The following is a 12,528-nucleotide window of genomic DNA, read 5'->3' on the forward strand; positions in this document are numbered from 1 at the left end:
CTGCTGCGCCCGAGGCGTCGGACCGACCCAGCGGGAGCAAGCTCCCTCGCCACAAAAGCGAGTGGGCCGGAATGGTTTGCGCTAAATTACCCCGCACTGCAAACCTGCCATCAAGAGCTCCCATGCCCACCCAGCCGCTCTGGAAAACCTACCTGCTGTTCCTCACGCCCATGGTCCTGTCCAATTTCCTGCAGTCCATGTCCGGCACGCTCAACAGCATCTACATCGGCCAGATGCTCGGCACCCAGGCGCTGGCGTCGGTGTCGGGGATGTTTCCGATCCTGTTTTTCTTCATCTCCCTGGTGATTGGCCTGGGCGCTGGCGCCGGGGTGCTGATCGGTCAGGCCCACGGCGCGCGGCAAACCGGCACGGTGAAGGCGATTGCCGGCTCGACCCTGTTGCTGGGGGCGCTCATCGGCTTGGCGGCGGCGGTGTTTGGCAGTCTCTTTGCCCGCCAGGCGTTGCAAGGCCTGGGTACGCCAGCGGACGTGCTGGAGGACGCCGTGGCCTATGCCCGGGTCATGATGTGGATCCTGCCGCTGCTGCTGGTGTTCGTGCTGTTCACCCAGTTGTTGCGCGGGGTGAGCGATACGGTGTCGCCGATGCTGGCGTTGCTGGTGTCCACCAGCGTCGGGCTGGTGCTCACGCCCGCGCTGATTCGCGGTTGGCTGGGGCTGCCGCAGATGGGCGTCCAGAGTGCGGCGGTGGCGGGGCTGGTCGGGACGGCGGCGGCCATGCTGATGCTGGCGTGGCGCCTGAACCGTCGTGAGCATGACCTGGCGCCAGATCGGGCGCTGTTCTCGGCGATGCGCCTGGACAGGGCGATCCTCGGCAAGGTGCTGCGGATCGGCCTGCCCACCGGCTTGCAGATGGTGGTGATTTCGTTGTCGGAGCTGGTGATCCTGGCGCTGGTCAACCGCCACGGTTCTCAGGCCACAGCGGCCTATGGCGCGGTGGCGCAGATCGTCAACTACGTGCAGTTCCCGGCGTTGTCGATTGCCATCTCCGCCTCGATCCTCGGCGCCCAGGCCATTGGCGCCGGGCGCCAGGAACGCCTCGGGCCGATCCTGCGCACGGGGCTCTTGATCAATCTCTGGCTCACCGGCGCGCTGGTGCTGTTGGGCTATCTGTTGTCCCACCGGTTACTGGGGCTGTTCATCACCGACCCGGCGACGCGGGTGCAGGCCGAGCACCTGCTGCACATCATGCTCTGGAGCCTGCTGGTATTCGGTTTCCAGGCCATCGTCGGTGGCATCATGCGCGCCAGCGGCACCGTGCTGATGCCGGTGGCGATCTCGATCTTTTGCATCGCGGGTGTGCAAGTGCCGGCGGCCTATCTGCTGGACGCCTACGTTGGCTTGCAAGGGGTATGGATGGCGTTCCCGGTGGCTTACCTGAGCATGCTGATGTTGCAGACGCTGTACTACAAGCGGGTCTGGCAACACCAACCGATCGAGCGTCTTGTGTAGACCACCACCCTGAAAAAAACGGCGCTACCGAAGTAGCGCCGGGGGTGTTGCCAGTGGTCGGGCGAGTGTCGTGGGTCCGCCCAGCCACCGTCGGGCTCGCTACGTGGAAGCCTAGGCGCGTTCCAGTGCCAGGGCCACGCCTTGGCCGCCGCCGATGCACAACGTCGCGAGGCCTTTCTTGGCGTCGCGCTTGATCATTTCATGGAGCAACGACACCAGCACCCGGCAGCCCGAAGCACCGATGGGGTGACCCAGGGCGATGGCGCCGCCGTTGACGTTGACCTTGTCCATGTCCCATTTCAACTCCCGGGCCACGGCCAGGGACTGGGCGGCGAAGGCCTCGTTGGCTTCCACCAGGTCCAATTGCTCCAGCGACCAGCCGGCCTTGTCCAGGCAGCGACGGGTGGCCGATACCGGGCCGATGCCCATGATGGCCGGGTCGACGCCGGCATTGGCGTAGGCGCTGATTTTCGCCAGCACCGGCAAGCCCAGGGCCTTGGCTTTTTCAGCGCTCATCAGCAGCACCGCGGCAGCGCCGTCGTTCAACGACGAGGCGTTGCCCGCGGTGACGCTGCCGTCCTTCTTGAACGCCGGCTTGAGCTTGCCCAGGGACTCGGCGGTGGTGCCGGCCCGTGGCTGTTCGTCGGTGGCGAACGCCAGCGGCTCGCCCTTGCGCTGGGGAATCAGGATCGGTGTGATTTCATCGGCAAAGCGACCCCCTTCGATGGCGGCGACGGCTTTCTGCTGGGAGGCAGCGGCGAAGGCGTCCTGTTCCTCGCGGCTGATGCCGTACTTGTCCACCAGGTTCTCGGCGGTGATGCCCATGTGGTAGTCGTTGAACGCATCCCACAGGCCGTCGGTGATCATGCTGTCGATCATCTTCGCGTGGCCCATGCGCAGGCCGGTGCGGGCAGCCGGCAGGACGTAGGGCGCCAGGCTCATGTTTTCCATGCCGCCGGCAATGATCACGTCGGCGTCGCCACAGCGGATCGCCTGGGCGCCCAGGTGCAATGCCTTGAGGCCCGAGCCGCAGACCTTGTTCAGGGTCAATGCCGGCACGGCGTGGGGCAGGCCGGCGAGGATCGACGCCTGGCGGGCCGGGTTCTGCCCGGAGCCGGCGGTCAGCACCTGGCCGAGGATCACCTCATCGACCTCTTCGCCAGAAAGGCCGGTCTGTTCCAGCAGGCGACGAATGACCGCGGCACCGAGTTCCGGTGCGGGAATGGAGGCCAGCGAACCCTGGAAACTGCCGATGGCGGTGCGGGTGGCGGCGACAATCACGACTTCTTGCATCGAATCTCTCCTCACTGGGCAGCGAACTGCATTTCAGGCACATGGTCCGGCACGATCAGTTTGCCGGCGGTCTTGGCGACGATTTCCTCGACGCTGACGCCCGGCGCCCGTTCTTTCAGGATGAAGGCGCCGTCCTGGATTTCCAGGTAGGCCAGGTCGGTGAGCACGCGCTTGATACAGCCGGCGCCGGTCAGCGGCAGGCTGCAACGCGGCAGCAGTTTCGACTCGCCGTCCTTGGACGCGTGGGTCATGGTGACGATGATGTTCTCGGCACCGGCCACCAGGTCCATCGCCCCGCCCATGCCCTTGACCAGCTTGCCGGGGATCATCCAGGAGGCGATGTTGCCTTGCACATCCACTTCGAACGCGCCGAGCACGGTCAGGTCGATGTGACCGCCGCGGATCATGGCAAACGATTCGGCGGAAGAGAAGATCGAGGCGCCGATGCGCGCGGTGACGGTCTGCTTGCCGGCGTTGATCATGTCGGCATCGACTTCGGCTTCGGTGGGAAATGCGCCCATGCCCAGCAGGCCGTTTTCCGATTGCAGCATGACTTCCATGCCTTCGGGGATGTAGTTGGCGACCAGGGTCGGAATGCCGATGCCCAGGTTAACGTAGTAGCCGTCCTGCATTTCGCGGGCGACGCGTTGAGCCATTTGTTCGCGGGAAAGTGCCATGTGGTTATTCCTTCATTCGGTCCGGGGGCAGGGGATTACTTGCGTACGGTGCGCTGTTCGATGCGCTTTTCGAACGTGCCGCAAATGATCCGGTCGACGTAGATGCCAGGGGTATGGATCTGCGTCGGGTCCAGCTCGCCGGGTTCGACGATTTCCTCGACTTCCACCACGGTGATCTTGCCGGCGGTGGCGGCCAGCGGATTGAAGTTCTGGGCGGTATGGCGATAGACCACGTTGCCGAAGTGGTCGGCTTTCCAGCCTTTGACGATGGCGAAGTCGCCGGTAATGGATTCTTCCATCAGGTACTGGCGACCATGGAATTCACGCACTTCCTTGCCTTCGGCCACTGGAGTGCCGACGCCGGTAGCGGTGAAGAATGCGGGGATGCCGGCGCCGCCGGCGCGCATTTTCTCCGCGAGGGTGCCTTGAGGGGTGAGCTGGACTTCGATCTCGCCGCTCAGCAGTTGTTTTTCGAAGAGGGCGTTCTCACCCACGTAGGAGGCGATCACCTTGCGGATCTGCCGGTCTTCGAGCAACACGCCGAGGCCAAAACCATCGACGCCGCAGTTGTTGGACACCACGGTGAGCTCGCGGATGCCCTTGCGCTTGATCTCGGCGATCAGGTTTTCCGGGATACCGCAGAGGCCGAAGCCACCAGCGATGACCGTCATGCCGTCCTTCAAGCCCGCCAGGGCTTCTGCATAGGAACTCACACGTTTGTCGAAACCTGCCATAGACACCTCTTTTATTCTTGATGGGGTCGCAATGGAATGCAGTGTTGCGCCAAGTCATATATTTGTTAAGTTGATTTTTAGGTTGGATTGATTGATAAATCTCATCAATGACTGATATCCAACGTGCAGCTCGAAGCTAACCACTCGCCGCTGGGAGCGTAGCGACCATGACCCTCAAACAGATCCGCGCCTTCCTCGCCGTGGCCCAGAGCCTGAGTTTCGCCGTGGCCGGCGAGCGCCTGCACCTGTCCCAGTCGGCCCTGAGCCTGACCATCAAGGCCTTGGAAGACGGGCTTGGTGGACGCTTGTTCAGCCGCAACACCCGTAACGTGGCGCTGACGGCAGAGGGCGAATCGTTGTTGCCCTTGGCACGCCGGTTGGTCGCCGACTGGGACAATGCCGAGGATGAAATGCGCCAGCGCTTCACCTTGCAGCGCGGTCGCGTGACCCTAGCGGCGATGCCGTCGTTCGCCGGCAACCTGCTGCCGTCGATCCTCAAGACCTTCCGCGCCCGGTACCCGAATGTCAACGTCACGGTCAACGATGTGATCAACGAACAAGTGCTGGAAATGGTGCGTGACCGGCACGTCGAACTGGGCGTGGCGTTCGAGCCCGTGCAGGGTTCGTCGTTGGCCTTCACGCCGTTGTACCTGGATCGCTTCGTCGCGGTGGTGCCGCTGGATTCACCGCTGGCCCGGTGCGATGAAGTCCACTGGAAAACCCTGCTGGAGCAGCCCTTCATCACCCTGCAACGACCTTCCACCGTGCGGGTGATGCTGGAAGAACACTTGAGGGCCCGGGGCATGAAACTGCCGGTGGAGTTCGAGAGCCACCAACTGGCGACGGTCGGGCGGATGGTCGCCAGCGGCTTGGGGGTCAGCGCCGTGCCGGCCCTGTGCGTGGGGCAAATGCATGAACTGGGGGCGCGCTGCATCACCTTGAGCGATCCGGTGATAGAACGGGCCGTCGGCGTACTGACCAAGCCGGGCCATGAACTGTCGGCAGCGGCGCAGGCGCTGTTCGATACGCTCAAGGGGCAGGATCTTGGCGCGCAGCTCACAGCAGGCTGATCGCGTCCTTCCTGCTGATCACTGCCCGCTCCTCAAAGGATCATTCACCACAATAGCCAGCCACAACGCCCAGGCTCGGCCTGACACCTTTCGTCGCCCGATGCCTCGGTCGCTTCAAACTTTCCCGCCGCCCAGACCCTCCACCTCTATGTGCGCAATTCGAAAGAACGGCGGTGAAGTGGTCAACCTGATGCGCTGGAGGAAACGTTTCCGGCGAGCGATCCGATTTCACCCTGAGCAGAACTTGATCCAGGTTCGTGACATTGGAATGGCGTCTGTTTGAGCGTCGGGTGGAGATAAGTTCAAGGCAAATAAAACCAAGCGGCACGATGTTGACCGTTCGTCGTCATTGGGAGGTTTTGTTTAAAACCTTAACGGTGTCTGGATTTCCGAATTAAACGAACCAGCAGGGTTCGCTAACAGCAACTAACGAGGTGAATGAAATGGCTAACACAGGTAATAACAACCCTGGCAATTTCGCTAACGATCGTGAAAAGGCATCGGAAGCCGGGAAGAAAGGCGGGCAAGTCTCGGGCGGCAACTTCGCCAATGATCCAGCGCGCGCAGCCGAAGCCGGACGCAAAGGTGGCCAGGCATCGGGTGGCAACTTTGCCAACGACCCCGAACGCGCTGTAGAGGCCGGCCGTAAAGGCGGACAGGCCTCCGGTGGGAACTTCGCCAACGACCCTGCACGTGCCTCCGAAGCCGGACGCAAGGGTGGCCAGGCCTCGGGCGGTAATTTCGCCAATGATCGGGAAAAAGCTTCCGAGGCGGGCCGCAAGGGCGGTGAAAACAGCCACGGCGGCGGGCGCAAATCGTAAGGCCCGTTTGGTTGCCGGCCCTGGTCACTGACCGGGCCGGCAGTGTCTTTTATATACGCTAGTTGTCGAGCGCTTATAAGTTAGGCACTCCAGCTATGTGTTGCTTGGCGTGCGGTGCGAGTAACTTTCTGTGCGTTCCGCTTATTGAATTAACACTCGATTCTATTCGTTTAACTACTTCAGCGTGCAGGGCGTGTCGTTGACAGTGTCCTCATAGGCTGTGTAATGCGCGAGATTCAAGGCGCTGACGTGAATGCGCCGCGAAACATGAACCAGGCGCCCACCAGGGCGCCGAGCCAAACCAGCACGATCAGCACCGCCGCGACTGTGTTCACCGGGCGTTGACCATCGTTCTCCTGCCACTGCTGCGCCTTGGCCTCACACTCGGCCCGCACCGCAGGTGGCATCAGCCGCAGGGCCAGCCAGATGCCCAGCGGCAGCAGGATGACATCGTCCAGGTAACCCAGCACCGGGATGAAATCCGGGATCAGGTCAATGGGGCTCAAGGCGTATGCCACCACGACAATCGCGATCCACTTGGGCAGCCACGGCGTCTCGGGGTGGCGATAACAGAACCACAGCGTCATGGTCTGGCGCTTGAGGGCGCGGGCCCATTGGCGAAGTCGTGCGAGGAGCGCGGTCATGAGTCTCTGCAAGGTCAGGGGTTGGCTCACTCTATACGACGAAGGCCGGCCGCTGCACCGATGTCTTGCACGTGGCGGCGGTTCCACGCACCTATACTCAACCCATGGGTGACCAAGATCCGGGGTAGCGATCGTGCTGCGTTCGCTGATGCTGGCCGTTGTGCTTGTCCTGGCGGGGTGCGCCACGCCTCAGAGCGGGCAACAGGCCACCACGGTGCCGGTTTCCCAGGACACTTGGCGGCAAGTCGACCAGCAGATCATCGCCGCTTCGAAAAGCGCCATCGAGCAGACCGGGGTCTACGCCCGTGGGGCGATGGAGCATTGGCGGGTGTTGGTGTATCAGCGGACCGAAGCTGATTTCATTCCCTGGTTCAGCAGCTACTGGACCCAGGAATGGCTGGCGGTGAAGGTCAGTTGGTATGACGCCAGCGCCAAGGGCCAGGAGGACTCGGCGTCCAAGCGCCTGGCCCTGTACCTGCAGGAACAGTATCGCGAGCGGGTGTTGGAGCCGGTGGCGAAGGAGATCGACCCCGAGGCCATCAGGGCCAATGCCACGGCGTATTACGTGCGCTTGCTCAATCAGCAGGTCCAGGTGGTCGCCCAGCGGCATGGCATTGCCTCCGGGCTGATCAACCGACGCCTGCACGGTATTGCGGCGATCAACCTGGGCCCGCCGGCGGCGCGCAATGCTTCGTTGTATGAGGTGGTCCACACCGAGCCGTTGAACACCCTGCCGGCCTACGCGGCGTTGATCGATCACGTGAACAAGGCTGCGGCCACCGGTTCGGGGCCGTCGGATGCGGTGATCGCCACGGTGGCGCAGCGCACCAGTGAAAAGATCGAAGGCCAGTACGCCACGCGAGGGGCTGCCGGTGCGGCCGCGGCGGTGGTCGGGAAGGCGGCGGGCGCGTTGATTTCGGTGAGCGTGGCGGGCATTCGCGCGATGATCCACGAAGGCGAGCGACCGGAAATGGAGGCACAGATCCGCCAGCGCTTGAGCGCGGCATTCGACGAGGCCTGGTTCAGATCGCTCAAGCATCCCCTCAGCGGGGTGATGGCACCGGTGTATTACCTGGACGGGGAGATCGAAGACAACCTGGTGGAGACGGACCTGTCCAACCGCGCCGTGCTGTTGCCGGCGGTCGAGCCCTGACAGGCTGGGCTCAGTCGGCCCCCAGGGTGACGCGACAGCCCTTGCGATGGCGGATCTGTTCATCGGTCGGGCGTTCCCTGACGAATTCGAAACGCGGTTCGCCTTCGCTGTAGATCACCAGCCATCCCCACTCCAGCTCGCTTTCGTCCTGCCCGGGCCGGGGCGGCGAGGCCCACCAGGGTTCTTTATGCATGATCTGACGCATCGTCTGCTCCTGCGGGTTGATCCCTTACTATAGACCGCTCGATGGGGGGGAGAAGCGCCCGGGCAATTTCTTGAAATTCATGGAACACGCGGCTTCTTGTTAGGGGGCAGGACTCCCGCAGCGTCTGAGGGGCTAGTCCTCCGTGGGAGCAAAGCTTGCTCGCGATAGCGGTGGGTCAGTTGAAGGTGATGTTGAATATGCCATTGTCATCGCGAGCAAGCTTTGCTCCCACAATCCTGCGGGTCGGCCCGATGTTCTGATTCAAAGGTGATATTCAGTGTGCTCTGGAACCTTCCGGCAGCGTCTAGCGTCTGTATCCCCGCACTCGAACGGGGAATGACTGGACCTGGCGCATATGCAAGCACTGTTGAACGAGATCCTTGAATCGGTCCGCCCCCTGATCGGCCAGGGCAAGGTGGCCAATTACATTCCGGCCCTGGGCTCCGTGGCGCCCAATCAGTTGGGCATTGCCGTGTATGGCAACGACGGCGAACTGTACTGCGCCGGCGACGCCGATACGCCCTTTTCGGTTCAGAGTATTTCCAAGGTCTTCAGCCTGGTGCAGGCCATCGAGCATTCCGGCGAGGCGATCTGGGAGCGGCTGGGGCACGAACCGTCCGGCCAACCCTTCAACTCCCTGGTGCAACTGGAGTTCGAGCGCGGACGACCGCGTAATCCGTTCATCAATGCCGGCGCCCTGGTGATCTGCGATATCAACCAGTCGCGTTTCGCCGCGCCGGCCTTGTCGATGCGCGATTTCGTCCGCCGCCTGTCGGGCAACCTGCAGGTGATGGTGGATGGCAAGGTCGCCGAGTCGGAATACCAGCACCGTGCCCGCAACGCGGCGATGGCCTACCTGATGCAGTCTTTCGGCAACTTCCACAACGACGTGGAGGCGGTGCTGCGCAGTTATTTCAGCCACTGCGCACTGCGCATGAGCTGCGTCGACCTGGCCCGGGCGTTCTGTTTCCTGGCCAATGACGGGTTCTGCAAGCACAGCGGCTCGCAGATCCTGACCGCCCGTCAGACCCAGCAAGTCAATTCCATCATGGCCACCAGCGGGCTGTACGACGAGGCTGGCAATTTCGCCTATCGGGTCGGTCTGCCTGGCAAGAGCGGGGTAGGGGGCGGGATCGTGGCCGTGGTGCCAGGACGTTTCACGGTGTGCGTCTGGTCGCCGGAGCTCAACGCCGCCGGTAATTCCCTGGCCGGGATGGCTGCGCTGGAGCTGCTCAGCCAGCGGATCGGCTGGTCGGTGTTCTAGGTTTCGTACGAAAAGTGCTGAACAAAAAAGGGCCCGTTCCTCATCAGGAACGGGCCCTTTTTACTATAGGCAATCAGCAGAAGCGGTCGATGACCCGGACTTGGGAGGTGTCTTGCATCGACTGCCAGGCCTGGGTCAGCGTCTGCAAGACGCGGCCCATGAAGTCCTTGTCAGCTGCGGCCTTCTTGCCGACGTAGCCTTGGCCGCGCCGGTACATCTTCAGCCGTGCGCACAAGTCTTGCTGGTTCTTTTCGAACTCGTCTTCATGGGTGAATGGCGACAGGCAGTCCATGTGCACCTGGCCATTCTTGCCGATCCACAGGATATGGCTGTCCAGCGTGTCTTTGTGTGCTGCGAACATGCGAGCCAGTTCATCAATAGATGGATGATTGTTCAGATTCATGTGTAAGCCCCTTGACCATTTGGTTGATCTGTCTGGTGGTTCGCAAAACTTCGCTAGGCTTTGTGCGAAAAGTGCCTGCGCAACTTCTCGTACAAACCCTGTGCCTGGCATCGAAGCCAAGCCACCCGTGTTCATCCGCCTGACTTCGGCGGGGTCGAGCATCGGTTGTGTAGTGTTGTCGAAGGGCTGCTACGCAAACTGCGTGACAGCGACGAGAAACAGCGAAGAATCTTCAGCCAGCGTCAACTTTCGAGGGTCGACCACGTGCGTCATGAGGATCGTCGCCGACGTTTCTCGTCCTTGTTACCGGACGGTCATGCCAGGTCAGCACCTTCAATCTGCCTTGTGGGCAGTCCCTTATCCAAAAAAACAGCTCGGCGGTCAGACGAGCTTGCTCAAACGGTTGCCTGTACTCCCGATCGGGGAGACGTCTGCATCATGCAAGGGCAAATCGGAGGCGTCAACGGTTTTGTAGTGAATATTTTTGTTCACTACATATTGTCGGACAAAATGGTTTGGGTATTAGGAAGGGGGGTACAACACGAGCCTGGTAGGGGATAACCCAACCCCTGGGTCTAGAATCTCTGTGGGAGCAAGGCTTGCCCGCGATGCAGGCGACTCGGTTCCAGAGAGAGACCGCATGTTCCTCATCGCGGGCAAGCCTTGCTCCCACAGAGATTCAGTTCCAGGTATTGAAGCAAGCCCAAGATATTGGGGTAATGCGGTTTTGCTCAGGTTGCCTTGGCTTTGCTTGCCTTGCGCGGCGCACCGCCTGCCTTGCGCTTGGCCGGCTTGCGTTTGTTTTTCCACGGCGTTGCCCCACGGCCGGCGGGGCTGGCCGGGCCGCTGATGGTCAAGCTCATGCCTTGGCAGCGAGCAATGTGTTTGCTCATCCAGGCGGCTTGCCGGGTGACGAATTCTTCCAGGCTCATTTCCCCGCTTTGCACCATGTCCAGCGCCTGTTCCCAAATCGCCGTGGTGCCGGGGTCGGCGATGGCGCGGGGGACGGCGTCGATCAGGCTGAAGGCCGCTGGCGTGGCGGACAGGGCCTTGCCGCTCTTGACCAGGTAACCGCGATCCAGCAGACCCTGGATGATCGAGGCCCGGGTCGCTTCGGTGCCGATGCCGGTGGTGTCCTTGAGCTTTTGCTTGAGCAGGGGATCGGCCACCAGCTTGGCGACGTTCTTCATGGCCTTGATCAGGTCGCCCTCGGTGAACGGCTTGGGCGGTTGGGTCCACAGGTCCTTGGGGGTCACCTCGTCCACGCTGCAATCGTTGCCCTCGGCCAGCGCCGGCAATGTCTGCGGGGCCGGTGCTTCCCGTCCCCTTGTCGGGGCCAGCGCCTCGGGCAGGGCGCGCTTCCAGCCGGGTTCGACGATCTGCTTGCCCACTGCGCGCAAGGCCTGGCCGGCACAGTCGAAGTCGGCCTGGGTCCGGTCGTATTCATGGTTGGGCAGGAACTGCGCCAGGTAGCGCGCACGAATCAGGGTATAGACCGCGCGCTGCTTGCCGGCGAGTTTGTCGAGGTTTTTCGCCGCCGCGGTGGGAATGATGCCGTGGTGGGCGCTGACCTTGGCGTCGTTCCAGGCCCGGGATTTGCGTTGCGGTTGCAGGTGCTCGCGCAGTGGCGCAAGGCTTGGGTCGGCCTGGGCCAGAGCGGCCAGGATGGCAGGAGCCTCGCTGTGCTGGCTCAGCGGCAGGAAACCGCAATCGCTGCGGGGATAGGTGATGAGCTTGTAGGTTTCGTAGAGCTGCTGGGCGATGTCCAGGGTCTCCTGGGCGCCGAGGCCGAGTTTCTTCGAGCAGACTTCCTGCAGGGTGCCCAGGTCGAACGGCAGCGGTGCAGCTTCGCGCAGGCGCTCGGTGCGGACCTTGGTCACCCGGGCGGTGGCAGCGTTGCCCATGGCTTGGGCGGCAGCGCGGGCCAGGGCCTGGTCCAGGCAGCGCTCCTGGTCGTCGCAGGCATCCGGGTCGGCGCGCCACTGGGCGGTGAAGGCCGTGCCCTGGTGGCTGAGCTGCACGTCGATGGCCCAATAGGCGACCGGCACGAAGTCGGCGATGCTGCGGTCGCGGTCCACCACCAGCCGCAGGGTCGGTGTCTGCACGCGACCGACCGGCAGCACGCCCTGGTAGCCGGACTGACGGCCCAGCAGGGTGAACAGGCGACTCATGTTCATGCCGATCAGCCAGTCGGCTCGGGAGCGTCCAAGGGCCGAATGATAAAGGTTGAAGGTCTCGACCCCCGGCTTGAGGGCCGCCAGGGCCTTGCGGATCGACGCGTCGTCCAGGGCCGACAGCCACAGCCGCCGGATCGGCCCACGGTAGCGGCAATGCTCTACCAGCTCCCGGGCGATCATCTCGCCTTCGCGGTCGGCGTCGGTGGCGATCACCAGTTCCTTCGCTTCCCCCAGCAGGCGCTTGACCGCTTTGTACTGGCTGGCGGTTTTCGGCTTGACGGTCATTTTCCATTGCGCCGGCACGATGGGCAGGTCGGCCAGTACCCAGCGCTTGTAGCGCGCATCGTAGGCGTCGGGCGGGGCGGTTTCCAGCAGGTGGCCGATGCACCAGGTGACCGTGACGCCAGCACCCAGCCAGCAGCCGTCGCCACGGCGCGTGGCACCGAGCACGGCGGCGATGTCCTTGGCCTGGGACGGTTTTTCACACAGGTACAGCTGCATAGCGCCTCTTCTCAGGGAGATTTCATGGGGCTGTAGCATGGTCATGGAAAAGCTGGAGGGCAAGTTTTATCTGTATGGATATACAGATAAATGTGTGCGGATTTGCCGTGGGAGGCT

General features: G+C 62.7%; 12 protein-coding genes. 5 read left to right on the forward strand and 7 right to left on the reverse strand.

Annotated elements, in window-relative coordinates:
- Positions 1-122: 122 nt before the first annotated feature.
- Positions 123-1,469 (forward strand): MATE family efflux transporter, encoded by a 1,347-nt coding sequence (locus ACODSJ_RS22270; RefSeq protein ID WP_489103799.1) that lies wholly within the window; start codon positions 123-125, stop codon positions 1,467-1,469.
- A 111-nt stretch (positions 1,470-1,580) separates the two neighbouring features.
- Here ACODSJ_RS22270 and ACODSJ_RS22275 read toward each other — a convergent pair whose 3' ends face one another.
- The 3 genes from ACODSJ_RS22275 to ACODSJ_RS22285 are packed head-to-tail and all read right to left on the reverse strand — an operon-like array spanning position 1,581 to position 4,173.
- Complete coding sequence (locus tag ACODSJ_RS22275; RefSeq protein WP_489103800.1) at positions 1,581-2,762, reverse strand: acetyl-CoA C-acetyltransferase; 1,182 nt, start codon at positions 2,760-2,762, stop codon at positions 1,581-1,583.
- Between the two features lie 11 nt (positions 2,763-2,773).
- Entirely contained in the window at positions 2,774-3,439 is a 666-nt protein-coding gene (locus ACODSJ_RS22280; RefSeq protein WP_092327245.1) for a CoA transferase subunit B, read from the reverse strand.
- A gap of 35 nt (positions 3,440-3,474) precedes the next feature.
- Complete coding sequence (locus ACODSJ_RS22285; RefSeq protein WP_489103801.1) at positions 3,475-4,173, reverse strand: CoA transferase subunit A; 699 nt, start codon at positions 4,171-4,173, stop codon at positions 3,475-3,477.
- A 167-nt stretch (positions 4,174-4,340) separates the two neighbouring features.
- On the opposite strand from ACODSJ_RS22285, the gene ACODSJ_RS22290 reads away from it, so the two are divergent.
- Both ACODSJ_RS22290 and ACODSJ_RS22295 read left to right on the forward strand, forming a co-directional pair.
- Complete coding sequence (locus ACODSJ_RS22290) at positions 4,341-5,243, forward strand: LysR family transcriptional regulator (RefSeq protein WP_489103802.1); 903 nt, start codon at positions 4,341-4,343, stop codon at positions 5,241-5,243.
- A 443-nt stretch (positions 5,244-5,686) separates the two neighbouring features.
- The gene (locus tag ACODSJ_RS22295; protein ID WP_489103803.1) at positions 5,687-6,064 is read left to right on the forward strand and encodes a con-10 family general stress protein; all 378 of its coding nucleotides are present in this window, start codon (positions 5,687-5,689) and stop codon (positions 6,062-6,064) included.
- A 236-nt stretch (positions 6,065-6,300) separates the two neighbouring features.
- Here the strand turns inward: ACODSJ_RS22295 and ACODSJ_RS22300 are convergent, their stop codons facing one another.
- Positions 6,301-6,708: a YkvA family protein gene (locus tag ACODSJ_RS22300; protein WP_489103804.1), complete on the reverse strand. Its 408-nt coding sequence runs from the start codon at positions 6,706-6,708 to the stop codon at positions 6,301-6,303.
- Between the two features lie 133 nt (positions 6,709-6,841).
- Between ACODSJ_RS22300 and ACODSJ_RS22305 the strand changes: the two genes are divergently transcribed.
- A complete protein-coding gene (locus tag ACODSJ_RS22305) occupies positions 6,842-7,861 on the forward strand; it encodes a hypothetical protein (RefSeq protein ID WP_489103805.1) in 1,020 nt (339 codons plus the stop codon).
- A gap of 10 nt (positions 7,862-7,871) precedes the next feature.
- On the opposite strand, the gene ACODSJ_RS22310 is transcribed toward ACODSJ_RS22305, so the two are convergent.
- Entirely contained in the window at positions 7,872-8,066 is a 195-nt protein-coding gene (locus ACODSJ_RS22310; protein ID WP_489103806.1) for a hypothetical protein, read from the reverse strand.
- Positions 8,067-8,421: 355 nt separating this feature from the next.
- On the opposite strand from ACODSJ_RS22310, the gene glsB reads away from it, so the two are divergent.
- Complete coding sequence (gene glsB / locus ACODSJ_RS22315) at positions 8,422-9,330, forward strand: glutaminase B (RefSeq protein WP_489103807.1); 909 nt, start codon at positions 8,422-8,424, stop codon at positions 9,328-9,330.
- Between the two features lie 73 nt (positions 9,331-9,403).
- Here the strand turns inward: glsB and ACODSJ_RS22320 are convergent, their stop codons facing one another.
- Complete coding sequence (locus tag ACODSJ_RS22320; RefSeq protein ID WP_489103808.1) at positions 9,404-9,733, reverse strand: hypothetical protein; 330 nt, start codon at positions 9,731-9,733, stop codon at positions 9,404-9,406.
- A gap of 731 nt (positions 9,734-10,464) precedes the next feature.
- Positions 10,465-12,411 (reverse strand): DNA topoisomerase III, encoded by a 1,947-nt coding sequence (locus tag ACODSJ_RS22325; protein ID WP_489103809.1) that lies wholly within the window; start codon positions 12,409-12,411, stop codon positions 10,465-10,467.
- Positions 12,412-12,528: the final 117 nt, after the last annotated feature.

Source organism: Pseudomonas sp. FG6 (genome assembly GCF_057809015.1).

Excerpts from the sequence above, each read along its gene's own strand:
- ACODSJ_RS22270 (WP_489103799.1), top strand. The coding sequence starts at position 123 with ATGCCCACCCAGCCGCTCTGGAAAACCTACCTGCTGTTCCTCACGCCC.
- ACODSJ_RS22275 (WP_489103800.1), bottom strand. The coding sequence starts at position 2,762 with ATGCAAGAAGTCGTGATTGTCGCCGCCACCCGCACCGCCATCGGCAGT.
- ACODSJ_RS22280 (WP_092327245.1), bottom strand. The coding sequence starts at position 3,439 with ATGGCACTTTCCCGCGAACAAATGGCTCAACGCGTCGCCCGCGAAATG.
- ACODSJ_RS22285 (WP_489103801.1), bottom strand. The coding sequence starts at position 4,173 with ATGGCAGGTTTCGACAAACGTGTGAGTTCCTATGCAGAAGCCCTGGCG.
- ACODSJ_RS22290 (WP_489103802.1), top strand. The coding sequence starts at position 4,341 with ATGACCCTCAAACAGATCCGCGCCTTCCTCGCCGTGGCCCAGAGCCTG.
- ACODSJ_RS22295 (WP_489103803.1), top strand. The coding sequence starts at position 5,687 with ATGGCTAACACAGGTAATAACAACCCTGGCAATTTCGCTAACGATCGT.
- ACODSJ_RS22300 (WP_489103804.1), bottom strand. The coding sequence starts at position 6,708 with ATGACCGCGCTCCTCGCACGACTTCGCCAATGGGCCCGCGCCCTCAAG.
- ACODSJ_RS22310 (WP_489103806.1), bottom strand. The coding sequence starts at position 8,066 with ATGCGTCAGATCATGCATAAAGAACCCTGGTGGGCCTCGCCGCCCCGG.
- glsB (WP_489103807.1), top strand. The coding sequence starts at position 8,422 with ATGCAAGCACTGTTGAACGAGATCCTTGAATCGGTCCGCCCCCTGATC.
- ACODSJ_RS22320 (WP_489103808.1), bottom strand. The coding sequence starts at position 9,733 with ATGAATCTGAACAATCATCCATCTATTGATGAACTGGCTCGCATGTTC.
- ACODSJ_RS22325 (WP_489103809.1), bottom strand. The coding sequence starts at position 12,411 with ATGCAGCTGTACCTGTGTGAAAAACCGTCCCAGGCCAAGGACATCGCC.